Raw genomic sequence first — 24,940 nt, forward strand, 5'->3', positions numbered from 1 at the left:
CTCAGTCCACCAGGTCCCGCACCACCGCGTCGGCCAGGAGGCGACCCCGGAGGGTCAGCGCGGCGCGGCCGGCGGCGTAGGACTCCTCGCGCAGCAGGCCGTCCGCGAGGGCGCGGTCGGCGGCGGCGCGGCCGGCCGGGCGCAGGAGGTCCAGCGGGACGCCGTCCACCAGCCGCAGCTCCAGCAGGATCCGCTCGACGCGCCGGTCCTCGGCGGAGAGCAGTTCGCGCCCCGCCCCCGGCGAGCGCCCCTCGGCGAGCGCCGCCGCGTAGGCACCGGGGTGCTTCACGTTCCACCACCGCACGCCCCCGACGTGGCTGTGCGCGCCGGGTCCGGCGCCCCACCAGTCGGCGCCGCGCCAGTACAGCTCGTTGTGCAGGCAGCGGGCCGCGTCGGAGGTCGCCCAGTTGGAGACCTCGTACCAGTCGAACCCGGCCGCCGACAGCATCTCCTCGGCGATCAGGTACCGGTCGGCGTGCACGTCGTCGTCGGTCATGGGGACCTCGCCGCGCTTGATGCGGCGGGCCAGCCCGGTGCCCTCCTCGACGATCAGCGCGTACGCCGAGACGTGGTCGGGCCCGGCGCCGAGCGCGGCCTCCAGCGAGGCGCGCCAGTCGTCGTCCGTCTCGCCCGGGGTGCCGTAGATCAGGTCGAGGTTGACGTGGTCGAAGCCGGCCGCGCGGGCCTCGGCGACGCACTCCTCGGGGCGGCCGGGGGTGTGGGTGCGGTCCAGGATCCGCAGCACGTGGGGCCGGGCGGACTGCATGCCGAAGGACATCCGGTTGTAGCCGCCGGCGCGCAGCTCGGCCAGGTACTCCGGGCCGACGGACTCCGGGTTGGCCTCGGTGGTGACCTCCGCGTCCTCGGCGAGGCCGAACTCCTGGCGGACCGCGTCCAGCATCCGCACCAGGTCGCCGGCGGCCAGCAGCGTGGGCGTGCCGCCGCCGACGAAGACGGTGCGCACCGGGCGGGGGTCGTCGCCGAGCACCTTGCGGGCCAGGCGGACCTCCTCGGCGAGGGTGTCCGCGTAGTTGTCGCGGGAGGCCAGCACGCCGCCGCTGCCGCGCAGCTCGGTGGCGGTGTAGGTGTTGAAGTCGCAGTACCCGCAGCGGGTCGCGCAGTACGGGACGTGCAGGTAGAACCCGAGGGGGCGCGCGGCGGCGCCCTCGAGGGCGGAGGCCGGCAGCGAGCCGTCGGAGGGGACGGGTTCGCCGTCGGGAAGAGCGGAAGGCATGGGGTCCATTGTCCCCCACCGCCACGGCGTCCCGGGAAGACCGAGCCGGGGGCCCGGGCGGACCGGACCGGGTCCCGGGAAGACCGAACGCCCCGGCCTCCGGACCGCCTGGGGAAGGCGGCTCGGGGGCCGGGGCGCTGAAAAGGGTGCCGGGTCCGTACCCGCGTGGCGAACGCAGGCCGCGTACGGACCCTGGGTGCCGGCCGGGAGCGGATGAGAGAGGGCCCGCTCTGGGTCCTGCCGGCGGTCGTTCAGTCGTTCAGATCACAAACGGACCGAGGCGATTCAGCCCTGGAGGCCGGCGACCTTGGAAGCAAGCGCCGACTTCTTGTTGGCGGCCTGGTTCTTGTGGATGACGCCCTTGGAGACGGCCTTGTCCAGCTGACGCGCAGCGGCGCGCTGGTACTCGGTCGCCTTCTCGACGTCACCCGCGGCGGCGGCCTCGCGGGCCTTGCGGATCGCGGTCTTCAGAGAGGACTTGACGGCCTTGTTGCGCAGCCGGGCCTTCTCGTTGGTCTTGTTCCGCTTGATCTGGGACTTGATGTTCGCCACGAAGGAGCCTTTTCAGGTTCTTGGCACACGGGGCGGACCCCGGGGGCCGTGTGATTTTCTTGGGTGAGCCTCCCCGCACCGGACCCGGGACGAGCCCGGGCACAGGGCATGGAGACACAGCGACCCAGGCTAGCAGTCGCCCGTGGAGCGGCCCAAACCCGTCACAGGGGCCGGACCGTGGGACGATGGAGGCTGCGTACAGATCCGACCCGAGGCATAAGGCGCCTCAAGAGACAGGACCCTGCGTGCCCGCGACCCCTAACAATGTGCCCGAGCCGAGCCGTACCGACCCGGCTCTGATCCGCAACTTCTGCATCATCGCGCACATCGACCACGGCAAGTCCACGCTCGCCGACCGGATGCTCCAGCTCACCGGCGTCGTCGAGCAGCGGCAGATGCGCGCCCAGTACCTCGACCGCATGGACATCGAGCGTGAGCGCGGCATCACGATCAAGTCCCAGGCGGTGCGTCTGCCGTGGGCCCCGAACACCGGGGACCAGCAGGGCACGACGCACATCCTGAACATGATCGACACCCCCGGGCACGTCGACTTCACCTACGAGGTGTCCCGGTCCCTGGCGGCCTGCGAGGGCACCATCCTGCTCGTCGACGCCGCCCAGGGCATCGAGGCCCAGACCCTCGCCAACCTCTACCTGGCGATGGAGAACGACCTCGCGATCATCCCCGTGCTGAACAAGATCGACCTGCCGGCCGCGCAGCCCGAGAAGTTCTCCGAGGAGCTCGCCAACCTGATCGGCTGCGACCCCTCGGACGTGCTGAAGGTCTCGGCCAAGACCGGCATGGGCGTCGAGGACCTGCTGGACCGGGTCGTGGAGCGGATCCCCGCACCGGTCGGCGTCAAGGACGCCCCGGCCCGCGCGATGATCTTCGACTCGGTCTACGACTCCTACCGCGGCGTGGTCACCTACGTCCGTGTCATCGACGGCCAGCTCAACAAGCGCGAGCGCATCCGGATGATGTCGACGGGCGCCACCCACGAACTGCTGGAGATCGGCACCAACTCGCCCGAGATGCTGCCGGCCGACGGCCTCGGCGTCGGCGAGGTGGGCTACCTGATCACCGGCGTGAAGGACGTCCGCCAGTCCAAGGTCGGTGACACCGTCACGACCCTGAACAAGGGCGCCACCGAGGCGCTGGGCGGCTACAAGGACCCGAAGCCGATGGTGTTCTCGGGCCTGTACCCGCTGGACGGCTCGGACTACCCGCTGCTGCGCGACGCGCTGGACAAGCTGCAGCTCAACGACGCGGCCCTGGTCTACGAGCCGGAGACGTCCGCGGCCCTGGGCTTCGGCTTCCGCGTGGGCTTCCTGGGCCTGCTGCACCTGGACGTGATCCGGGAGCGCCTGGAGCGGGAGTTCGGCCTCGACCTGATCGCCACCGCCCCGAACGTGGTCTACCGGGTGGTCATGGAGGACGGCGGCGAGCACGTCGTCACCAACCCGAGCGAGTTCCCCGAGGGCAAGATCAACGACGTGTACGAGCCGGTCGTGCGGGCCACGATCCTCGCGCCGTCGGAGTTCATCGGCGCGATCATGGAGCTGTGCCAGACCCGTCGCGGCACGCTGCTCGGCATGGACTACCTCTCCGAGGACCGCGTCGAGATCCGCTACACGCTGCCCCTCGCGGAGATCGTCTTCGACTTCTTCGACCAGCTGAAGTCCAAGACCCGCGGCTACGCCTCGCTGGACTACGAGCCCACCGGCGAGCAGACGTCCAGCCTGGTCAAGGTGGACATCCTGCTGCACGGCGACAAGGTCGACGCCTTCTCGGCGATCACCCACAAGGACGCCGCGTACGCGTACGGCGTGCGGCTGGTCGCCAAGCTGCGCGAGCTGATCCCGCGGCAGGCGTTCGAGGTGCCGATCCAGGCCGCCGTCGGCTCCCGGGTGATCGCCCGCGAGACGATCCGCGCCATCCGCAAGGACGTCCTCGCCAAGTGCTACGGCGGTGACATCTCGCGTAAGCGGAAGCTGCTGGAGAAGCAGAAGGAGGGCAAGAAGCGGATGAAGATGGTGGGGTCCGTGGAGGTCCCCCAGGAGGCCTTCATCGCGGTGCTGTCCAGCGACGACAGCGCGTCCTCGGGCAAGGGCAAGAAGTAGGCCGGAACCGGCCGATGCGCCGGCCCGGCGTCACCGGAGGGGCCCGTCGTGTGATCACGGCGGGCCCCTTCGGCGTCCCCCAGCCGGAAGAACTGCGCAAATGCCTGCCCGTAGCCTCTTACATACCGCCGGGTCGGCCCTTACCCTGATGCCTGCTCGTCAGTTACTCGCGAGTTAATACGTTGAAAGCAGGGACACGCGAGGCCCTTGCGGGCGCGATACCAGCCAGCCCGACCACCAAGCCAGCCGCAAACCAGCCAGCCGCACCAGCAGCCGTCAGTAGTGGCCGAGCCGGCCGCACGCACTGCCGCGGGCCCCGGAGGATGTCGTGAGCGACGTACAGACCCAGATCGATAACCGTCCGCCGAGTGTGGCGAACCTCTTCCTGGAGCGCGTGGAGGCCACGCCGGAGGCGGAGGCGTACCGCTACCCGGTGCCGTCGCCCGCCGGGCAGGGCCCCGACGAGTGGCGGTCGCTCACCTGGAAGCAGGCCGCGGACCGTGTCTTCGGCATCGCGGCCGGCCTGATCGACCTGGGCGTGGCCCCGGAGGAGCGGGTGGCGCTGGCCTCGGCCACCCGTGTGGAGTGGATCCTGGCGGACCTCGGCATCCTCTGCGCGGGCGCGGCCACCACCACGGTCTACCCGTCGACCAACGCCGAGGAGTCGGCGTTCATCCTCTCCGACTCGGACAGCAAGGTGCTGATCGCCGAGGACGCCTCGCAGGTCGCCAAGGCGCTGGAGAAGAAGGCGGAGCTGCCCTCGCTCACCCACATCGTGGTGGTCGACGCCCAGGGCGTGGAGACCGACGACACGGTCCTGACGCTGGAGGACCTCGAGCGCCGCGGCGCCGCGCTGCTGGAGAAGTCCCCCGAGGCGATCAAGGAGCGGATCTCCGCGATCACCAAGGACCAGCTCGCCACCCTGATCTACACCTCCGGCACCACCGGCCGCCCCAAGGGCGTGCGCCTGCCGCACGACAACTGGGCCTACATGGCGAAGGCGATCGCCGCGACCGGCCTGGTCACCACGGACGACGTGCAGTACCTGTGGCTGCCGCTGGCGCACGTCTTCGGCAAGGTGCTGCTCTCCAGCCAGGTCGAGACGGGTCACGTCACCGCGGTCGACGGGCGCGTGGACCGGATCATCGAGAACCTGCCGGTGGTGCGGCCGACGTACATGGCGGCGGTCCCGCGCATCTTCGAGAAGGTCTACAACGGTGTGGCCGCCAAGGCCCGGGCGGGCGGCGGGGCCAAGTACAAGATCTTCCGCTGGGCGGCCGAGGTGGCCCGCGAGTACGCCAAGGTCAGCCAGGAGAACTACCGCCGCACCGGCAACGCCACCGCGCCGTTCGTGCTCTCGCTCAAGCACGAGGTCGCCGACCTGCTGGTCTACAAGAAGATCCGCGAGGCCTTCGGCGGCAACCTGCGCGCCTGCGTCTCCGGCTCGGCGGCCCTGGCCCCGGAGATCGGGTACTTCTTCGCCGGCGCCGGCGTGCACGTCCTCGAGGGCTACGGCCTCACCGAGTCCTCGGCCGCGTCGTTCGTGAACCCGGGCGAGGCCTACCGCACCGGCACCGTCGGCAAGCCGCTGCCCGGCACCGAGGTCCGGATCGCCGACGACGGCGAGATCCTGCTGCGCGGCCCCGGCATCATGCAGGGCTACCACAACCTGCCGGACAAGACCGCCGAGGTCCTGGAGGAGGACGGCTGGTTCCACACCGGCGACATCGGCGAGCTCTCCACCGACGGGTACCTGCGGATCACCGACCGCAAGAAGGACCTGATCAAGACCTCCGGCGGCAAGTACGTCGCCCCGGCCGAGGTCGAGGGCCAGTTCAAGGCGATCTGCCCGTACGTCTCCAACATCCTGGTGCACGGCGCCGACCGCAACTACTGCACGGCGCTGATCGCCCTGGAGGAGGCCGCCCTGATGGGCTGGGCCGCGGAGAACGGGCTGGCCGGCAGGTCCTACGCGGAGGTCGTCGCCCACGCGGAGACGGTGGCCATGGTCGACGGCTACGTGCAGCGGCTCAACGCGGGCCTGCAGCGGTGGCAGACGATCAAGAAGTTCCGGCTCCTGCCGCGCGACCTGGACGTGGAGCACGGCGAGATCACCCCGAGCCTGAAGCTGAAGCGGCCGGTGGTCGAGCGGGAGTACGCCCACCTCATCGAGGAGATGTACGAGGGCGCCCGCGAGGCCTGACCCGCCCGCACCACGGCGGCGGGGTCGCAGAGGGGACGTTCGGAACGCCCCGCTGCGGCCCCGCCGCCGTTCAGTTGCTCCAGGGGCAGCCGAGGCTTCGGAGGCTGCCGATGCTCCGGTGGCTACCGGTTACGGGCGGGGGGCCTGGGGGCGGGCGGCGCGGGCGATGACGTGTACCGCCTTCTCGAGGGCGTAGGCGGGGTCGTCCCCCGCTCCCTTCACGGCCGCGTCCGCGTCGGCGACGGCCCGCAGCGCCACGGACACCGCGTCCTGGGACCAGGTCCGGGCCTGCCGCTTGACGACGTCCACCTTCCACGGCGGCATACCCAGCTCGCGCGCCAGGTCGGCCGGGCGGCCGCCGCGCGCGGAGAGCAGCTTGCCGATGCCCCGCACCCCCTGGGCCAGCGCGCTGGTGATCAGCACCGGCGCGACGCCCGTGGACAGCGACCACCTCAGCGCCTCGAGCGCCTCGGCGGCCTTGCCCTCGACGGCCCGGTCGGCGACGGTGAAGCTGGAGGCCTCGGCGCGGCCGGTGTAGTACCGGCCCACGACCTCCTCGTCGATCGTGCCGTCGATGTCGGCGACCAGCTGGGAGGCTGCGGAGGCCAGCTCCCTGAGGTCGCTGCCGAGGGCGTCGACCAGCGCCTGGCAGGCCTCGGGGGTGACGGACCGCCCGGCGGCACGGAACTCGCCGCGGACGAAGGCCAGCCGGTCGCCCGGCTTGGTCATCTTCGGGCAGGCGACCTCGCGGGCCCCCGCCTTGCGGGCCGCGTCCAGCAGCCCCTTGCCCTTGGCACCGCCCGCGTGGACCAGCACCAGGGTGATCTCCTCCGCGGGCGAGCCGAGGTACGCCTTGACGTCCTTGACGGTGTCGGCGGAGAGGTCCTGCGCGTTGCGGACGACCACGACCTTCCGCTCGGCGAAGAGCGAGGGACTGGTCAGCTCGGCGAGGGTGCCGGGCTGGAGCTGGTCCGGCGTGAGGTCGCGGACGTCGGTGTCCGCGTCGGCGGCGCGGGCCGCCGCGACGACCTCCCGCACGGCGCGGTCGAGGAGCAGGTCCTCCTGGCCCACGGCCAGGGTGACCGGCGCGAGGAGATCGTCGTGAGCTGTTTTCCTGGCCATCGGCTCCAGCATCCCACGCGCCGCCGACAGCCCGGCCGGGGTCCGGTCAGGGCTCCTCGCGCCAGCCGTCCCACTCGGCGGCGAACGCGTCCAGGGCGGCGGGGTCCAGCTCCTCGTCCTCGTCGGCCAGCACGACCAGCCACTGGGCGTCCTCGGCGTCGTCCTCGCCGGCGAGCGCGTCCCGCACGATCCGCGGTTCCTCGTCGACGCCGAACCGCTCGCCGAGCACCTCGGCCGCCTCCTCCGCGGCCTCGCGGTCGGGCAGCACCAGCACATGTCTCACATCGTTCACGCCGACATTTTGCGACACGCCCCACCGGCCCCCCGTGCCGCCCCCGCCCTCAGCCCTCAGCGCTCGGCCCTCAGAGCTCAGCCCTCAGCCTTGGGGACGATCTGTACGTCCAGGTCGATCCGGATGCTGGGGCCGACCACCGCGATCCCGCGGGCGACCATGGCCTGCCAGCTGACCGTGAAGTCGTCGCGGTGCAGCTCGGTGGTGGCCCGGCAGGCGGCGCGGGTCTCCCCCTCCAGGCCGGTGCCGACGCCCAGGTACTCGGTCTCCAGGGTGACGGTGCGGGTGACCCCGTGCAGCGAGAGCGCGCCGACCACGTTCCAGCGGCCACCGCCCTGGTGCACGAAGCGGTCGCCGTAGAACTCCAGCGTGGGGTAGTTGGCGACGTCCAGGAAGTCGGCGGAGCGCAGGTGGTCGTCGCGCATCCGGACGTTGGTGTTGATGGAGGTCGCGTCGATCACCACGTGCATGGCCGACTCCTCCATGCGCCCGCCTATCCGCAGGGCGCCCGCGAAGTTGTCGAACCGGCCGTGGACCCGCGCCAGCCCGATGTGGCGGGCGGTGAAGCCGATGGTGGTGTGGCTCGGGTCGATCTCCCAGTCACCGGGCCCCGGAAGTTCCGGCGGCGGCGCCAGCTGCAGCCGGATGTCGCCCAGGGAGGCCAGCTCCCCCTCCACCACGAGGACCGACGAACGGTGGGGCAGGAACCCCTCGGCGGACACCGCGACCGTGTACTCGCCGGGCGGCACCGTGGCGACGAAGCTGCCGAACGGGTCGGTGCCGCCGCGCACCGCCTTGCGGCCGTGCGCGTCGGTCAGGGTGAACTCCACGTGCGGGACGACGTCGTCCACCAGGTCGAGCACCCGGCCGGCCACCACGCCGGCCCGGGCGGGTATCCGCAGCCCCGCCAGCGGTCCGGCGTCCGCCGTCGTAGTCCTCCGGCTGCTCAACCAACGACCGATCATGATCGGTGACACCCCTGTTCGTTATTTCCGCGTGACAGAAACATTCGATCACTATCGATGCCTTCTGAGCAAAAATGTTCGTGGCGTGAAGGTTGCGTAGAAGAGCCACTTTGTGTTACCCGAGGTTGCCGGCCATGGCGTTGCCGGCCATGGGACTGCCGGTCACGTCGGTCCGGACGCGGCGACCCGCAGCGCGCCGCTCCGGCCGGTGACGGCCAGCGCCCCGTCCCGGTCGGTGCGCAGCACCCGCGCTCCGCCCGCCTCCAGCGCCGCCACGGTGGACGGGGCGGGATGGCCGTACGGGTTGTCGCGGCCGCAGCTGATGAGCGCCAGCCGCGGAGCCAGACGGCGCGTCAATTCCGGGTCCTGGTGGGCCGATCCGTGGTGGGCGACCTTGAGGACGTCCACGCCGCCCCGCTCCGCGAGGAGGGGTGAGGCGGCGAGCGCCCGCTGGGCCGGGGGTTCCAGGTCCCCGAGCAGCAGCAGCCGCAGACCGGCCGTCCGCACCAGCAGGGTGACGCTGGCGTCGTTGGGGTTGGGCGCCACGCCTCCGCCGCCGGCCTCGGGCCACACCACCCGCCACCGCAGACCGTCCCCCACCCGCCTCTCCTGTCCCGCGACCGCGGAGGTGACGGGGACCCGCGCCGCCGCCGCGGTCCGGTGGACGAACTCCGCCTGGTCGACGGGTTCCGCGTGCTCGGTGGCGGCGATCTCCGCCACCGAGCGGCCCCGCAGCACGCCGGGCAGCCCGGCCACGTGGTCGGCGTGGAAGTGGGTGAGCAGGACCAGGGGGATCCGCCGCACGCCGAGCGCGGCCAGGCACCGGTCCACCGGCCGGGGCTCGGGCCCGGCGTCGACCACCACCGCCGTGCCGGGTCCGGCGTTGAGCACCAGCGCGTCGCCCTGCCCGACGTCGCAGACCACCATCCGCCAGTGCGGCGGCGGCCAGCCGGTGACCAGGCGGGTCAGCTGCGGCGGCCGCAGCACCGCGACGGCCAGCAGCAGCCCGCACCCGGCGCAGAGCAGCGGGCGCCGGGGCAGCCGCCGCAGGACGGGCAGCGCCGCCACGGTGACGGCGGCCAGCAGCGCGGCCCCGCCCCACCCGTCGGGCCAGTCGACCCCCGCGCCAGGCAGCCCGGCCCCGGCCCGCGCCACGTCGACGACCCATCCGGCGGGCCACGCCGCGATCCACGCCAGCGCCTTCGCCACCGGTATCGCGACCGGCGCGGTGAGCAGGGTGGCGAAGCCGAGGACGGTGGCGGGGGCTACGGCGAACTCGGTGAGCAGGTTGCAGGGGACGGCGACCAGGCTGACCCGCCCGGAGAACACCACGACCACCGGCGCGCACACCGCCTGGGCCGCGGCCGCCGCCGCCAGGGCCTCGGCCAGCCTGGGCGGCACCCGGCGGCGGCGCAGTGCCTCGCTCCAGCGGGGGGCGAGCAGCAGCAGCGAGCCGGTGGCCAGGACGGAGAGCAGGAAGCCGAGGCTGCGGGCGAGCCACGGGTCGTACAGCACCAGCAGCAGTACCGCCGCGGCCAGCGCCGGCACCATGGCCCGCCGACGCCCGGTGGCGAGGGCGAGCAGGACCACCGCGCCGCAGGCGGCGGCCCGCAGAACGCTGGGGTCGGGGCGGCAGACGAGCACGAAGCCGAGGGTGAGCGCGCCGCCGAGGACCGCGGTGGTCCGCAGGGTGAGGCCCAGGCGGGGCGCGAGGCCGCGCCGCTCGGCGCGCTGGGCGAGGCCGGGCGGCCCGAGCAGCAGGGCCAGCAGGATGGTCAGGTTGGAACCGCTGACGGCGAGGATGTGGGCGAGGTCGGTTTCCTGGAAGGCATGGTCGAGCTCGGGTGTGATCCGTGAGGTGTCGCCGACCACCAGGCCCGGCAGCAGGGCCCTGGCGTCAGGTTCCAGGCCGTCGGTGGCCTCCCGCAGCCCGGCCCGCAGCCGCCCCGCGGTCAGCTGGGCCCCGGTGGGGCCGGCGACCACGCGTGGGGCGCCGCCGCCGCGCGCCGAGAGCACCGCCGCGAACCGGTCCCCGCCGGAACGGGCGGACGCCAGGCGGCCGGTGACGGAGAGCCGCGTGGAGGGCAGCAGGGCGAGCCAGCGGGCGCGGGCGTCCCCGGGGTCGGCCAGCAGCAGCACCGGGGTGCGCAGCGCGGCCGGTCCGGACGGTCCGTCGAGGCGGCGGATCTCCGCGTCGACCAGGACGGTGGGCCGTATCGGCCGGTTGCCGGTCACCCGGGGGCGGGCGAGCCGGGGGTCGGAGGTGAGCCGCACCTCGGCCGTCACCACCGCCTCGCGGGCGGCGAGGGAGGGCACGGGGCCGCTGCGGAGCTGGGCGCCGTGCAGTCCCGCGGAGGCTGCCGCCGCGGCGGCACAGAGCAGCGCCGCGGCGGCCGCGGCCCGCGGCCCGGCCCGGGTGGCCGGCGGCCGGGGCCCGCCCCCGGCGCCGCCGAGCAGGAGCAGCGCGGCGGCCAGACCGGTCACCGCGACCCCGCCGCTCACCCAGGACGGCGCGGGCAGGGTCACCGCGGCCGTTCCCCAGGCGGCCACCGCCGGTCCGGCCAGCCGGAGATCCACCGGGCCCTCCTGCCGCGGGTGGGAGGCGCCCCGGACCCCGGCGGCCGCGTGGGCAGGGGCACGGGCGGGAACGGCCGCGTGGGCCGGGGCTCGGTCGGGGAGCTGCCCGGTCATGGCCGCACCAGGTCCCGCAGCTCGGCGAACCGGCGGTCCCCGATGCCGTTGACCTCTCGAAGTTCCTCCACCGAGCGGAAGCCGCCGTTGCTCGTGCGGTGCTGGACGATGTGCTGGGCCAGTACGGGTCCCACACCGGGCAGGGTGTCGAGCTGTTCCACGGTCGCGGTGTTCAGCGACACGGGCACCGTGGGGCCGCCGGCTCCCGCGGCGGGGGCCGCACCGGCCGCGGCCTGGCCCGGTAGCGGTGGCGCGGCTCCGGGCGGCGGGTCGACGCCCACGAGGAGCTGTTCGCCGTCGACCAGGAAGCGGGCCCGGTTGAGGGCGCCGGTGTCCGCGCCCGGCCGGACCCCGCCGGCGGCCCGCAGCGCGTCCTCGACCCGGGACCCGGCGGGCAGGCTGTGCACTCCGGGGTCGCGCACCTTGCCAGCGACGTCCACCACGATCGGCGGCGCGGTGGTGTGCCCGGCTCCCGCGGGACGGGGCCGGAACGGGCTCGGTTCCGCCGACGTGAGGTGCTTGGGCGGGGCGACGGGCGCGGGCCGGGCGGCCAGGTGGTGCTGGAGCGCGAGGGCCACGGCCAGCGCGAGCAGCGCCGCGAGGGCGACGACAGCCCGCCGTTGGAGCGCGCAGGTCGCCCGCAACCACGGCGGCAGCCGGTCCCGCAGACCGTCCGCCCAACCGCTCCCCACCCGCCGCCCCTCGCCGCCGTACTCCTCGCCCCGCGGCGGATGCGCGGACGGCACCTGGGCGGACGGCGGCTGCGCGGACCGTCGCTCCCCCGGCGGCACGCCGGGCGGGAGCCCGCCCTGCGGCGAGGACCGGTACCCGGCGCGCCCGTGTTCCGCGGGCGCCGGCGGGGACACCGCCCCTCCCGGCGGCGCCGCGAACAGCGCCGCCGCCCGGTTCCGGGTGGCGTCGGCGGCCACCGGGACCCGCCGGTGACGCCCCCGGCCCGGACCGCCGGAGGCGCCGGACACCGCGGAACGCCGTCCGGGTGCGGGCCCGGTCCCGCCGCGCGACTGAGCTCGCAACGCGGCCACAGGCCCGGCCGACCCGCCGACGCTGACCGTAGCCCGCGCCCCGGCAGGGGTGGCCCCGGGACGGGTGGCGGCGCGAGGCGCCCCCGGCGGGGCCGAGCCGTACGCGGCACCCGGCGAAGCCGCCCCCGAGTCGGCCGGACACGCCACCGGGGAAGGCACGGCTCCCGGCACGGCTCCCGGCGCCCGCGGAGGTCCGGTGCGGCGCGCCCAGGAGGGCGTCACGCCCGCGGCCGGCGGTGGCCCCGCCGCGCCGCCCCCGAGCACAGGCCCGGGCCCGGCACGAAGCGGCGCACGCGGCGCACGCGGCGCATGAGGAGGCGCCGGACGAAACGCCTCACGAGATGCCTGACGGGACGCCTCGCGAGGTGCCTCACGAGGTGCCGGACGCCCTGCCTGACGAGGTGCCGTGTGAACGGTGGTTCCTGAGGTCATGGGCCCAGGATCCGCCTTTACCCCACCCCGCGATGATCAAGGTCGAAACCTGTGGACAACCGCGCCCGTTGTGGAAAACCGCGTCACCGTGGGGAGAGGTCACCGTGAGGAGAGATCACGGTGGAAAGAGGTCACCGTGGGGAGATCACCACGGCCAGCAGCCCCGGCCCGGTGTGCGCGCCGATCACCGCCCCGACCTCGCTGACGTGCAGGTCGGCGAGGCCCGGTACCCGGGCGCGGAGCCGGTCCGCGAGGGCCAGGGCGCGCTCGGGCGCGGCCAGGTGATGGACCGCCATGTCGACCTCGGCCGCGCCCGCCCGCTCGGCGGCGATCTCCTCGAGCCGCCCGATGGCCCGGGAGGCCGTACGTACCTTCTCCAGCGGCTCGATCCGCCCGTTCCGCAACTGCAGCAGCGGCTTGACGGCCAGGGCCGACCCGAAGAACGCCTGCGCCGCGCCGATCCGGCCACCGCGCCGCAGGTACTCCAGGGTGTCGACGTAGAGGAACGCCGAGGTCCCGGCGGCCCGCTTCTCCGCGGCCGCGGCCACCTCGTCCACGCTGCCGCCCGCCTCGGCGGTCTCGGCGGCGGTCAGCGCGCAGAACCCCAGCGCCATCGCCACCATGCCGGTGTCCACGACCCGGACCGGCACCGGCGCCTCCCGCGCGGCCAGCACGGCGGCGTCGTAGGTGCCGGAGAACTCGGCGGACAGGTGGAGGGAGACGATCGCCGAGGCCCCGGTCTCCGCGATCCGCCGATAGGTTTCCGAGAACACCTCGGGGCTGGGCCGTGAGGTGGTGACGGGCAGTTTCCTGCGCAGCGACTCCGCGAGGGAGCGGGCGGAGATCTCGGTGCCCTCCTCCAGCGCCCGGTCGCCGAGGACGACGGTCAGCGGGACGGAGGTGATCTGGTGCCGTGCCGTCGTCCGGGGTGGCAGGTAGGCCGTGGAATCGGTGACGATCGCGACATGGCGGGACATGGATGGGAGGTTACCTGCCGTAGTCCCCGCCCGGCATACCACCCCGGTGACGCGGGCGTTACGGGGCCGGAGGGGCGGCGCCGGCGCCGGCGGCCGACCGGACACCGCCAGGTATCAGGTCGTGCCCTCCGGGCGGGCCTGGGTCTGCTTCTCCCACGAGTACGGGTTCCGCGGCCGCGACGGGTCGAGTGCCGCGCGGTCCACGCGGGGGTCCTGCCGGGACGGGTCCGGCTTCACCTGGGGCTCCGGACGGGGCGCCGGGTCGGGCTGCTCCGTCCGCGCGGCGGACGGCCGGTCCTCCTCGGTCCGGTCCCAGTGCCGCAGCGCGCCCGCCTCGACGTCGATCTGGGCGCTCAGCGACTCCAGGTCGTCGTCGGCGAAGCGCCGCGCCCGGTCCCGGGCGGCCCAGCGCAGCGAGTCGGCCGAGCCGACGATCTGCTCGGTGCGCTCCCGCAGGGACGGCAGCCGCTCGGCGAGGGTGGCGCGGTCGGGCTCCGACTGGAGGCGCTTGAGGTCGGCGTCGAGCTCACGGCCGTGCACGCCGAGCCGCTCGAACAGCGCCCGGGTCTCCTGCAGCGAGGCGTCCTCCGGGGACCCGGCCTCCAGCGCCTCCTGGGTGGCCCGCATCGACGTGCGCAGCTTGAGGCGCAGGTCGGCGAGCTCGCCCACGGGTCCGGGCTGGGCCAGCGAGCGGGCGCGCAGCGTGGTGTCCTCGACCGTGCGGCGGGCCTGGGTGATGGTGCGGTCCACGCCGCGCCGGGCGGCGCCGACGGCCTTCACCGTGCCCCAGGCGGCCAGCGAGACCAGCACCAAGAAGATCACCGCGATCACGGCAAGGATCACATCCACCGCAGTTCCTCCTTCGCGCGCGGCCGGCCGGTGCGGGACCGGTCCCCACACCACTCTCCCACGGTAAACGCCAGAGGCAGGCCCGGAGTTCCACGGAACCCCGAACCTGCCCCTGATCATTCCCCGGATCCGCAGGCCCTGCGTCCCCTAGGGGCCGCGTGCCCGCCGAAGCCGGGCCTACTCCTGACTCGTCACCCGCCCGTCACGGCTCGTGCGTCACGCCGGGACGATGTTGACCAGCTTCGGCGCGCGGACGATCACCTTGCGGACGCCGGCGCCGCCCAGTGCCGCGACGACCCGCTCGTCGGCCAGCGCGATCTTCTCCAGCTCCTCCTCGGAGACGGACGGCGGCACCTCCAGGCGCGCCTTGACCTTGCCCTTGATCTGGACGACGCAGGTCACCGTCTCGTCGACCACGTACGCCGGGTCGGCGACCGGGAAGTCCTGGTGGACGACCGAACCGGTGTGGCCCAGCCGCCGCCACAGCTCCTCCGCGATGTGCGGCGCCAGCGGGGCGACCATCAGGACCAGCGGCTCGGCGACCGAGCGCGCCACCGGGCCGCCGGTCTTGGTCAGGTGGTTGTTCAGCTCGGTGATCTTCGCGATCGCCGTGTTGAACCGCATGCCCTCCAGGTCCTGGCGGACGCCGTCGATGGCCTTGTGCAGCGCGCGCAGGGTGTCGTCGTCGGCCTGCTCGTCGACCACGGTGACCTCGCCGGTCGCCTCGTCGACGATGTTGCGCCACAGCCGCTGCAGCAGGCGGTACTGGCCGACCACCGCGCGGGTGTCCCAGGGGCGGGAGACGTCCAGCGGGCCCATCGCCATCTCGTACAGGCGCAGGGTGTCGGCGCCGTACTCGGCGCAGATCTCGTCCGGGGTGACGGCGTTCTTCAGGGACTTGCCCATCTTGCCCAGCACCCGGGAGACCTTCTCGCCCTGGTACCAGTAGGCGCCGTCGCGCTCCTCCACCTCGGCGGCCGGCACGGCGATGCCTCGGCTGTCGCGGTAGACGAAGGCCTGGATCATGCCCTGGTTGAACAGCTTGTGGAACGGCTCGGCCGAGGAGACGTACCCCAGGTCGAACAGGATCTTCGACCAGAACCGGGCGTACAGCAGGTGCAGCACGGCGTGCTCGGAGCCGCCCACGTACAGGTCGACGCCGCCGTGCGGCATGCCCTCGCGCGGACCCATCCAGTACTGCTCGATCGCGGGGTCGACCAGCTTCTCGTCGTTGTGCGGGTCCAGGTAGCGCAGTTCGTACCAGCAGGAGCCGGCCCAGTTGGGCATGGTGTTGGTCTCGCGGCGGTACTTCTTCGGCCCGTCGCCAAGGTCCAGCGTGACGTTGACCCAGTCCTCGTTGCGGGACAGCGGGGTCTCCGGCTGGGTGTCGGCGTCGTCCGGGTCGAAGGTGCGCGGCGAGTAGTCCTCGACCTCCGGCAGCTCCAGCGGCAGCATCGACTCGGGCAGCGCGTGCGCCACGCCGTCCTCGTCGTAGACGATCGGGAAGGGCTCGCCCCAGTACCGCTGGCGGCTGAACAGCCAGTCGCGCAGCCGGTAGTTGACGGTGCCCTCGCCGATGCCGTTCTCGGCCAGCCAGGCGGTGATGCGGGCCTTGGCCTCGACGACGCCCAGGCCGTCCAGGGAGACGTCGTCGCCGGAGGAGTTGATCAGCCTGGCGTCGTAGGAGGCGAAGGCGTCGTCCCAGTCGGCCGGGTCGGTGGAGCGGCCGTCGGTGGGCTCGACCACGCAGCGCATGGGCAGGTCGAAGGCGCGGGCGAAGGCGAAGTCACGGCTGTCGTGGGCCGGGACGGCCATGATCGCGCCGGTGCCGTAACCCATCAGCACGTAGTCGGCGATGAAGACCGGGATCTGCTCGCCGTTGACCGGGTTGGTGGCGAAGACGCCGGTGAAGACGCCGGTCTTGTCCTTGGCCTCGGCCTGCCGCTCGACGTCGGACTTGGAGGCCGCCTGCGCGCGGTAGGCGGCGACCGCCTCGGCCGGGGTGGCGTGACCGCCGGTCCAGGCCTCGCGGGTGCCCTCCGGCCAGGCCGCGGGGGTGAACTTCTCCACCAGCGGGTGCTCCGGCGCCAGCACCATGTAGGTGGCGCCGAACAGGGTGTCCTGGCGGGTGGTGAAGACGGTGATGGCCTCGCCGTCGACGGGGAAGTCGACGCGGGCGCCCTCGGAGCGGCCGATCCAGTTGCGCTGCTGCAGCTTGATCGCCTCGGGCCAGTCCAGCCCGTCCAGGTCGTCCAGCAGGCGGTCCGCGTAGGCGGTGATGCGCATGTTCCACTGGCGCAGCTTGGCCTTGAAGACCGGGAAGTTGCCGCGCTCGGAACGGCCGTCGGCGGTGACCTCCTCGTTGGCCAGCACGGTGCCCAGGCCGGGGCACCAGTTGACCGGCGCGTCCGAGGCGTAGGCCAGGCGGTACTCGCTCAGCAGGTCGGCGCGCTCCACGGCCGACAGGTCGCTCCAGGCCCGGCCGCCGGGAACCTCCTGGTCACCCTTCTCGAACCGGGCGACCAGTTCGGCGATCGGGCGGGCCTTCTGCGCCTCGGGGTCGTACCAGGAGTTGAAGATCTGCAGGAAGATCCACTGGGTCCACTTGTAGTACTCGGGGTCGATCGTGGCGAACGACCGGCGCTTGTCGTGGCCCAGGCCCAGGCGGCGCAGCTGCGCCTTCATGTTGGCCATGTTGGCCTCGGTGGAGACCCGCGGGTGGGTGCCGGTCTGCACCGCGAACTGCTCGGCGGGCAGGCCGAAGGCGTCGAAGCCCAGGGTGTGCAGGACGTTGTGCCCGGTCATCCGCTGGTGGCGGGCGTAGACGTCGGTGGCGATGTAGCCCAGCGGGTGGCCGACGTGCAGGCCCGCACCCGACGGGTACGGGAACATGTCCATGATGAACTTCTTGGGGCGTGCGGCCAGCTCCGGGTCGCCCGCCAGGTCGCCCGACGGGTTCGGGGCCTCGTAGGTCCCGTCCTCGTCCCAGAAGTCCTGCCAGCGTGCCTCGATCTCGGCCGCCAGCGCGGCCGTGTAGCGGTGCGGCGCGACCTCCGCGGGTTCGGCGGCGGAAGCGGGGTTCGTCTCGCTCATGATCTCAAAGCTCCTGATCGACGTCGTCTCTGCTCAGCGGTGCCTGGCGGTGCGGAAATGAAAAAGCCCCTCGCACAGGAGGGGGCGCCGCGCCGATGCCGGCCACGGTTCTCGTGGTGGCCGGGACTGATCAGCGCGGCTAGCTAAGCAGAAGGCGTACGGCACGCATGGCGTCAGGGTACCGCAGCCCTCGGGAGCGCTGCGACGGAGTTCGAACCGCGGAAACGCGAAGGCGGGCCATCCTGATCGGATGACCCGCCTTCTCACTGTGGAGCTAAGGAGAATTGAACTCCTGACCTCCTGCATGCCATGCAGGCGCTCTACCAACTGAGCTATAGCCCCGTGCGGTGTGTCGTCCGGGCTTCCCTCGCGGTCCCCCCGGCGACACAGAGAACATTACATGACCGTGGGGGCCGGACACCAAATCGTTTCCACCCTGTCCGCTTATGCCCGGAAAATCACATAGCTCAGGCGGTTTCGAACGAGTAGAAGCGCTTCAGCGTGCAGAGCTCGTCGAGCAGCCGGCCGTAGATCGGTTCTCCCTCGAGCTCACGGTAGGTCTCGATGGGGTCGCCTTTTATGATCAGCGCCCTGGCGCACTCCTCGCACCAGTACTGGTACTCGTCGTTGACCGGCTCCATGTCCCGCACGATCGGTGTGCCGCTGCCGCACCAGTCGCACTTTCGGCGGTGTGCCCCCACGCGCCACTCCCTCCCGTCGGGCCGCGGTCCCCTTCCGGCCGTCCGATTCTGCCATGGGGCCCGGCGCCGCGACCGGGACGACGCCGTGGCCGCCGAGCCGATACCAGGCTGATACGAAAAGATCCCGTCCTTCCGGACGGGATCCCTTCCCTACTGCACGTCCACGTAGTCGCCGCTCGAGGTGCTGGCGCCGGTGGTGGTGTTGCCGTAGTACTTCCAGCGCCAGGTGCCGTCCTCGGCCGCCTTCACCGTGGTCCTCAGGACGCCGCCGCTGTCGGCGGTGACCTTCTTCACCGTGGTGTACGCCGAGGAACCGGCCGGCTTGAACTGCAGGCTGACCAGCCGCCCGCCGTAGCCGTCGTACCGGTGCTCGGTCCAGTTGGCCCGCTGGACGGTGCCCTTGACGGTGATCGTCCCGCCCTTGGCCACCGGCTCCGGCGACGCGTTGTGGCTCTGGATGCGGGAGTTCCGCTGCAGGGCGACGGTGGCGGACGTGGTGTCCCGGTCGTACGACTTCCCGTACCGTCCGGTCACGCCGAAGGTCTTCCACACCGTCGCGTCGCCGTTCACGAGGTCGTCGTTCGCGGTCTGGGTGGAGATCCACCGCGGATCGACGCTCACCGTCTCCTCGCACCGGTTGTACGTGTAGCCGGAGCTGACGGTGGTCGAGCAGCCCCACCGGATCCAGGAGTTCACGAGCCCGCGCTCGCTGTCCGTACCGAGGGTCCCCCGGTAGGCGTTGATGTCCCAGAAGTCCAGCTTCACCGTGCTCCGCACGGTGTAGGTGAGCGACACCTCGACCGGGTGGGTGGTGCCCACCACGATCGGCTCGCCCTCGTTGAAGACGATGTTCGAGAAGGAGATGTCGCCCTCGGCCGCCTGCGCGTTCGGCGCGCCCAGCAGTACGGCGGCGAGCGCCGTCGTGCCCGCCAGGACGACACGGCTGAGCTGCGCGGTTCTTCTCGTCCCGCCCCTGATTCCGTTCGTCCCGCCCCTGGTTCCGTTCATCCCGCCCCTGGTTCCGTGAGACAAGCCGGTCGGGTGTCGGCCGGCGGCTGGAACTTTAGATCATCGGGAAAGGAGACCATCAGGAAAAACGACGATCCCGCCCGGTCGCGGTGACCGGACGGGATCGTCCGAGTGTGGAGCTAAGGAGAATTGAACTCCTGACCTCCTGCATGCCATGCAGGCGCTCTACCAACTGAGCTATAGCCCCTTGCCGTTCTCACCCGCTCTGCGGGGCGAACGAGTAGAACTCTAGCCTGTGACCAGCCGGAAAGTGAAATCGGCGGTCCCGGGCCCCGGTGAGGGCCCGGGGAGGCCGTCAGGTGTCGTCGCCGAGCACCGGCTCGGGCAGGGAGCCCGCGTTGTGCTCCAGCAGGCGCCAGCCGCGGGCGCCCTCGCCGAGGACGGACCAGCAGCAGTTGGAGAGGCCACCGAGCCCTTCCCACAGGTGCGCGTCGAGGCCCAGCAGCCGGCCGATGGTGGTGCGGATCGTGCCGCCGTGGCTGACCACGACCAGCGTGCCGTCGACGGGCAGCTTGTCGGCGTGCCGCAGGACGACCGGGGCCGCCCGGTCGGCGACCTCGGTCTCGAGCTCGCCTCCGCCGCGGCGGACCGGCTCGCCCCGCTTCCACGCCTGGTACTCCTCACCGTGGCGGGCGAGGATCTCGTCGTGGGTCAGGCCCTGCCAGACACCGGCGAAGGTCTCCCGCAGGCCCTCCTCCTGGACGAGCTGCAGGCCGGTGAGCGCGGTCAGCTCGGAGGCGGTGTCCACCGCGCGCCGCAGGTCGGAGGCGACGATCGCGTCGGGCGCCAGCCGCGCCAGCAGCTTGGCGGCACGCCTGGCCTGGGCGCGGCCGGTGTCGGTGAGGTCGACGTCCGTGGTGCCCTGGAAGCGGCGCTCGAGGTTCCACGAGGTCTGGCCGTGCCGCCACAGGATGATGCGCCGGCCGCGGCCGGCGTTCCGCGACGCGGCGGCTCCCCCGGCAGCCGTCACCAGTCCTCACCGTCCGCGAGTCCGGCCTCCTCCTGGGCCGCACGCTCCTTGGCGTGCTCCTCGCCCTTGCCGCGGGTCGCCTTGGCGTCCTCCGGGAGGTCCAGCTCGGGGCAGTCCTTCCACAGCCGCTCCAGGGCGTAGAAGACGCGCTCCTCGCTGTGCTGGACGTGGACGACGATGTCGACGTAGTCGAGCAGGATCCAGCGGGCGTCGCGGTCGCCCTCGCGGCGCACCGGCTTGGCGCCGAGCTCCTTGTTCAGCCGCTCCTCGATCTCGTCGACGATCGACTTGACCTGGCGGTCGTTGGGCGCGGAGGCGAGCAGGAAGGCATCCGTGATCGACAGCACGTCGCTGACGTCGTAGGCGATGATGTCGTGCGCGAGCTTGTCTGCCGCGGCCTGCGCGGCGGTGGTGATGAGCTCGAGGGATCGGTCGGTGGCGGTCACTGCCTGGCTTTCCGTCGTCGGACTTCTACCCGTCCAGGGTCTCACGGACCGCCCGGGCCTCCTCACGGATTACCGCGAGGCCATGGCCACACCGGCCCTCCTCCCCTCCCCCGCGAACGGCCGGAGCCGGCCCCGCGGCGGCGGGACCGGCTCCGGGAGGGCGGCGGGTCAGGAGGCCGGCCGGTAGTCCTGACCGAGCACCACCGTGACGTCGGCGTTGGAGGCCGTGGCGCCCTTGGCGACCGCGGACTCGGGCAGGCCCAGGGTGCGGGCCACCTCGATCGCCTCGTCCTTGGCCCCGGCGTCGGCGTACCGCACCTCGGAGGCGGCCGCCGCGTCGGCGCTGCCGGCGGCGACGTAGGTGTAGCCGCCGTTGACCAGGGCGACGCGGGCCAGGTCGGCGAGCGGCTGCTCCTTGTCGTTGGTCTTGCCCCCGGTGGCGTTGCGGAGGCTGACGCGGATGCCCTCGCCGTCCTGGCCGGGGCTCTTGGCCTGGCCGCCGAGGACGTTCTCGACGACCTCCCGGCCGGCCTTCTCGCCGAGCGTGCCGTCGGTCTCCACCTGGAGCACCGTGGTGCGGTAGTCGCCGCCCTTGGCGTGGTCGGCGAGGCCGGCCAGGAAGCGGCCGAGGTCCTTGTCGGTGAGCGGCGGCTCGATGATCTGGCCGAGCGTCTGCACGGTCCTGGTCGCGCCCTCCCGGTCGGAGGAGAACTTGCGCAGGACGCCCTGCACGACCTGGCCGAACCGCTGCAGCTGCGCGCTCTGCGGCTCGCCCTCGCCGCGGTAGGTGGCGTAGGCGGCGGCCATCTTCCCGCTGAGGGTCTGCCGCTCGCCCTGGTGGACCAGCGGGCCGGTGTCCTCGCCCTCCGCCTTCGGGTCGGGCACGTCGGTGTCGGTGTCGACCTCGATGTGGCCGACGAGGTCGACCAGGTTCTGCAGGAACGGGGTGTCCAGCCGCCAGGTGCCCTCGATCCGGGTGCCGAGGACGGTGTCCAGGGACTCCCGGGTGCCGGAGGAGCCGTCGTCGCCGACGGACTGGCCGAGGGTGGTGGCGTTGCCGTCCTGGTCGCTCAGGGCGAGCGAGTTGGGCAGCAGCACCGCGCTGCCCTGCTGGGTGGTGGCGTTGTCCACCAGCAGGAGGGTGGAGGTGTCCTTGCCCTTGGTGTTGTGCAGGTGGACGACGATCACGTCGCGCTTCTGCGCGCCGAGCGAGGCGTCGGAGGCCTGCGCGGTGTCCGAGGAGGACAGGAAGGGCAGCTTGCCCGCGTACCAGAGGTAGCCGCCGCCGCTGACGAGCACCAGGGCGAGCACCACCAGCACGGCCGTCGTCCGGGCGCGGGCACGGCGCTTGGCCTCCTCGCGGCGCTCGGTGCGGTTCTCGGTGAACTGGAGCCAGTCGATGACGTCCTCGGCCTCGGCCTCGGCCTCCTCGACGAAGGCGAACTGCTCGGTGTCGTACCCCGGGCCCGCGTCGCGGCGCGGGGCCGGGCCGGGGCCGCCGTGCTGCTGCGGGATGCGCGCGGTCTGCTCGGCCACGCCGGGGCGGCCCATGGGCGCGCCGGGGCCGCCGTACGGCTGGGCGCCGGGGCCCTGGTGCGGCGGGCCGGGACGCCGCGGCGGTTGCGGGGGCTGCCGGAGCGGCTGCTGGGGGTGGGGCGGCGGGCCGCCGTAGGGCTGACCGGCCGGGGGCGCGGGAGGCTGCTGCCCGGTGCCGGGCCCGCGCTGCTGCCCGGCGCCAGGGCCGCCGGAGCCGTAGGGGTCGTGCCCGGTCCGGGGCGGCGGCGGCTGCTGCCCGTGCTGTCCGGACCCGGTCGCGTAGGGGTCGTATCCGTACCCCTGCGGCGGGCCGGCCTGGGGCTGCGCGGGGTAGCCCTGCGGGCCGGCCTGGCGCGGCGCCGGCCGGTACACGGGCTGTCCGTACTCGTCGTAGCCGACCAGTTCGTACTGGCCGTCCGCGTTCCCCGCGTGTCCCGCGTCGTATCGGTCGTTCACCGGTGCCCCTCTCGGCTCACTCGCCGCGGTACAGCTGGCGCTTGTCGATGTAGCGCACGACTCCGTCCGGCACCAGATACCAGACGGGGGCGCCCTTGGCGACTCGCGCACGGCAGTCCGTGGACGAGATGGCGAGGGCCGGCACCTCGACCAGCGAGACACCGCCCTCGGGGAGCCCTGGGTCGTGCAGTGTGTGTCCCGGCCGTGTCACGCCGATGAAGTGCGCGAGGGAGAACAGCTCGTCCGCGTCCCGCCAGGTGAGGATCTGGGCGAGCGCGTCCGCGCCCGTGATGAAGAAGAGGTCCGTGTCCGGGTTGAGCGCGCGCAGGTCGCGCAGCGTGTCCGTGGTGTAGGTCGGACCGCCGCGGTCGATGTCGATGCGGCTCACCGAGAACTGCGGGTTCTCGGCGGTGGCGATGACCGTCATCAGGTAGCGGTCCTCCGCCGGGGTGACCTCCCGGTGGCTCTTCTGCCAGGGGCGGCCGGTGGGCACGAAGACGACCTCGTCCAGGCCGAAGGCGGCGGCGACCTCACTGGCCGCCACCAGGTGCCCGTGGTGGATCGGGTCGAACGTCCCGCCCATCACGCCGAGGCGGCGGCGTCTGCTCCTGTCGGCCGGGCCGGCGGCCGGGACGCCGCCCGGACCGGCAGGCATGTCCTGCTCTCCCATGCGTGCAGACCCTACCGGCCCGGTCGCCCGTCCTTGACCGCGACCTCTCCCACCTGGGGTTGTGCGGCGGGATCACCCGTTCCGGTTCACCGGTCGCGGTTGAAGCCCATGGTGATGAACAGCAGCAGCATGAGGATCACGAAGGCGCCGATGCCCGGGATCAAGGGGTTGAGGTTCATGTGGTGGCCGGTCTCGCCGCCCCCGGCGGCGAGGGTGACCAACTGCGTGGCGCTCTGCTCAAAGCTCATCTTCGGCTGGACCAATCCGTATGGGCTGGATAAGGACGTCGGCTCATCGTATGCGCCGCCGCCCAGCGGGAACCATCGGGCCCGCCCGCTCGTCCTACGCACTGCGACACCGGCCGGTCGGCCGGGGGGCGAACGTGACGACACGGGCGGGGGACCTGATGCCGGGCGGAGAGAACACCGAGCGCGACGACAGAGCCGCGGCGCGCAGCCGGCGGCGGTTCCCGGGGCTGTCGTCCCGCGCCTACGAGCACCCGGCGGACCGCTCCGCCCTGGTGGCCCTGCGCAAGCTCAGCGGCTTCGACACGGTCTTCAAGGCCCTCAGCGGCCTGATCCCCGAGCGCAGCCTGCGGCTGCTCTTCCTGTCGGACTCCGTCCGGGTGGGCGACGAGCAGTTCCCCCACCTGCACGACATGCTCCGGGACGCCTGCTACATCCTCGACCTGCAGAAGGTTCCGGCGATGTACGTCTCGCAGGACCCGAAGCCGGGCGCGATGTGCGTGGGGCTGGACGAGCCGGTGATCGTGGTGACCACCGGCCTGGTCGAGCTCCTCGACGAGGAGGAGATGCGGGCCGTCGTCGGCCACGAGGTCGGGCACGCCCTCTCCGGCCACGCCGTCTACCGGACGGTGCTGCTGTTCCTGACCACGCTGGCGGTCCGCGTCTCGTGGATCCCCCTCGGCAATGTCGCGATCATGGCGATCGTGACGGCGCTGCGGGAGTGGTTCCGCAAGTCGGAGCTCTCCGCGGACCGGGCCGGCCTGCTGGTCGGCCAGGACGTGCACGCCTCGATGCGGGGCCTGATGAAGCTGGCGGGCGGCAACCACCTGCACGAGATGAACGTGGACGCCTTCCTGCGCCAGGCCGAGGAGTACGAGGCCGGCGGCGACCTGCGGGACTCGGTGCTGAAGATCCTGAACGTGCTGCCGCGCTCGCACCCGTTCACCACGGTCCGGGCGGCCGAGCTCAAGCGGTGGTCGTCCTCGCGGGACTTCCAGCGGCTGATGGACGGCCACTACCCGAAGCGGGAGGACGACAAGGACGCCTCGGTCACGGACGCCTTCCGCGAGTCCGCGGCCAGCTACGCGGAGACGGTCCGGACCTCCACCGACCCGCTGCTGAAGATGGTCGGCGGGGCCACCGACCGGATACGCCGGGGCTTCGGCGGGTCCTGAGCCGGGGGCCGCGGCCGAGGCCGGCCCGGGGTTCGCGGCGGGCTCGGCGGTCCGGGCGTCGCGGTCCGGGGCCCGGGGCCCGGGGCTCGGCATCGCGGCTCGGGCGTCACGGCCCGGGTGTCGGGCCCGGGCGTCACGG

General features: G+C 72.9%; 20 protein-coding genes and 2 tRNA genes. 3 read left to right on the forward strand and 19 right to left on the reverse strand.

Features of this window, described 5'->3' with window-relative positions:
* Nucleotide 1: 1 nt before the first annotated feature.
* Together hemW and rpsT are read right to left on the reverse strand one after the other, a co-directional pair.
* Nucleotides 2-1,234 carry a radical SAM family heme chaperone HemW gene (hemW, locus tag ACWD3O_RS20515; RefSeq protein ID WP_451416856.1) on the reverse strand — a complete coding sequence of 411 codons (1,233 nt, stop codon included), beginning with the start codon at nt 1,232-1,234 and terminating at the stop codon, nt 2-4.
* Between the two features lie 285 nt (nt 1,235-1,519).
* Nucleotides 1,520-1,786 (reverse strand): 30S ribosomal protein S20, encoded by a 267-nt coding sequence (gene rpsT, locus ACWD3O_RS20520; RefSeq protein WP_108955366.1) that lies wholly within the window; start codon nt 1,784-1,786, stop codon nt 1,520-1,522.
* 245 nt (nt 1,787-2,031) lie between these two features.
* On the opposite strand from rpsT, the gene lepA reads away from it, so the two are divergent.
* Both lepA and ACWD3O_RS20530 read left to right on the forward strand, forming a co-directional pair.
* Nucleotides 2,032-3,906 (forward strand): translation elongation factor 4, encoded by a 1,875-nt coding sequence (gene lepA / locus ACWD3O_RS20525; protein ID WP_451409796.1) that lies wholly within the window; start codon nt 2,032-2,034, stop codon nt 3,904-3,906.
* Nucleotides 3,907-4,234: 328 nt separating this feature from the next.
* Nucleotides 4,235-6,109 (forward strand): AMP-dependent synthetase/ligase, encoded by a 1,875-nt coding sequence (locus tag ACWD3O_RS20530; protein ID WP_451416857.1) that lies wholly within the window; start codon nt 4,235-4,237, stop codon nt 6,107-6,109.
* Between the two features lie 129 nt (nt 6,110-6,238).
* Here ACWD3O_RS20530 and holA read toward each other — a convergent pair whose 3' ends face one another.
* From holA to ACWD3O_RS20615, 17 genes are all read right to left on the reverse strand, one after another.
* Entirely contained in the window at nt 6,239-7,231 is a 993-nt protein-coding gene (gene holA, locus ACWD3O_RS20535; RefSeq protein WP_356136337.1) for a DNA polymerase III subunit delta, read from the reverse strand.
* Nucleotides 7,232-7,277: 46 nt separating this feature from the next.
* Nucleotides 7,278-7,523, reverse strand: coding sequence for a hypothetical protein (locus tag ACWD3O_RS20540; RefSeq protein ID WP_451409794.1), 246 nt, complete (start codon nt 7,521-7,523; stop codon nt 7,278-7,280).
* Nucleotides 7,524-7,600: 77 nt separating this feature from the next.
* The gene (locus ACWD3O_RS20545; protein WP_451409793.1) at nt 7,601-8,488 is read right to left on the reverse strand and encodes a YceI family protein; all 888 of its coding nucleotides are present in this window, start codon (nt 8,486-8,488) and stop codon (nt 7,601-7,603) included.
* 162 nt (nt 8,489-8,650) lie between these two features.
* On the reverse strand, nt 8,651-11,179 hold the full coding sequence (locus ACWD3O_RS20550) for a ComEC/Rec2 family competence protein (RefSeq protein ID WP_451416858.1): 2,529 nt from the start codon (nt 11,177-11,179) through the stop codon (nt 8,651-8,653).
* Nucleotides 11,176-12,159 (reverse strand): helix-hairpin-helix domain-containing protein, encoded by a 984-nt coding sequence (locus tag ACWD3O_RS20555; RefSeq protein WP_451416859.1) that lies wholly within the window; start codon nt 12,157-12,159, stop codon nt 11,176-11,178. Before ACWD3O_RS20555 ends, ACWD3O_RS20550 begins: the two co-directional genes overlap by 4 nt.
* A 626-nt stretch (nt 12,160-12,785) precedes the next feature.
* On the reverse strand, nt 12,786-13,631 hold the full coding sequence (locus ACWD3O_RS20560) for a DegV family protein (RefSeq protein WP_451416860.1): 846 nt from the start codon (nt 13,629-13,631) through the stop codon (nt 12,786-12,788).
* A gap of 114 nt (nt 13,632-13,745) precedes the next feature.
* Nucleotides 13,746-14,480, reverse strand: coding sequence for a hypothetical protein (locus ACWD3O_RS20565; RefSeq protein ID WP_451416861.1), 735 nt, complete (start codon nt 14,478-14,480; stop codon nt 13,746-13,748).
* A 216-nt stretch (nt 14,481-14,696) separates the two neighbouring features.
* On the reverse strand, nt 14,697-17,573 hold the full coding sequence (leuS, locus tag ACWD3O_RS20570) for a leucine--tRNA ligase (RefSeq protein WP_451416862.1): 2,877 nt from the start codon (nt 17,571-17,573) through the stop codon (nt 14,697-14,699).
* Nucleotides 17,574-17,842: 269 nt separating this feature from the next.
* Nucleotides 17,843-17,915: transfer RNA gene (locus tag ACWD3O_RS20575), tRNA-Ala, on the reverse strand.
* 125 nt (nt 17,916-18,040) lie between these two features.
* A complete protein-coding gene (locus tag ACWD3O_RS20580; RefSeq protein WP_451411886.1) occupies nt 18,041-18,274 on the reverse strand; it encodes a hypothetical protein in 234 nt (77 codons plus the stop codon).
* A 150-nt stretch (nt 18,275-18,424) separates the two neighbouring features.
* Nucleotides 18,425-19,282 (reverse strand): hypothetical protein, encoded by an 858-nt coding sequence (locus ACWD3O_RS20585; RefSeq protein ID WP_451416863.1) that lies wholly within the window; start codon nt 19,280-19,282, stop codon nt 18,425-18,427.
* A gap of 135 nt (nt 19,283-19,417) precedes the next feature.
* Nucleotides 19,418-19,490 (reverse strand) — tRNA-Ala (locus tag ACWD3O_RS20590).
* A gap of 108 nt (nt 19,491-19,598) precedes the next feature.
* On the reverse strand, nt 19,599-20,276 hold the full coding sequence (locus ACWD3O_RS20595; RefSeq protein ID WP_451416901.1) for a histidine phosphatase family protein: 678 nt from the start codon (nt 20,274-20,276) through the stop codon (nt 19,599-19,601).
* A complete protein-coding gene (rsfS, locus tag ACWD3O_RS20600) occupies nt 20,270-20,719 on the reverse strand; it encodes a ribosome silencing factor (protein ID WP_451411888.1) in 450 nt (149 codons plus the stop codon). The genes ACWD3O_RS20595 and rsfS overlap by 7 nt, the downstream gene beginning before the upstream one ends.
* A 168-nt stretch (nt 20,720-20,887) precedes the next feature.
* Complete coding sequence (locus ACWD3O_RS20605; RefSeq protein WP_451416864.1) at nt 20,888-22,711, reverse strand: LytR C-terminal domain-containing protein; 1,824 nt, start codon at nt 22,709-22,711, stop codon at nt 20,888-20,890.
* 16 nt (nt 22,712-22,727) lie between these two features.
* Nucleotides 22,728-23,381: a nicotinate-nucleotide adenylyltransferase gene (gene nadD, locus ACWD3O_RS20610; protein WP_451411890.1), complete on the reverse strand. Its 654-nt coding sequence runs from the start codon at nt 23,379-23,381 to the stop codon at nt 22,728-22,730.
* An 86-nt stretch (nt 23,382-23,467) separates the two neighbouring features.
* Complete coding sequence (locus ACWD3O_RS20615) at nt 23,468-23,629, reverse strand: hypothetical protein (protein WP_451411891.1); 162 nt, start codon at nt 23,627-23,629, stop codon at nt 23,468-23,470.
* 158 nt (nt 23,630-23,787) lie between these two features.
* Here ACWD3O_RS20615 and ACWD3O_RS20620 point away from each other — a divergent pair, with 158 nt between their 5' ends.
* Nucleotides 23,788-24,801, forward strand: a complete 1,014-nt coding sequence (locus ACWD3O_RS20620; protein WP_451411988.1) for a M48 family metallopeptidase — start codon at nt 23,788-23,790, stop codon at nt 24,799-24,801.
* Nucleotides 24,802-24,940 lie beyond the last annotated feature (139 nt).

It is taken from the genome of Streptomyces sp. NPDC002640 (genome assembly GCF_053592575.1).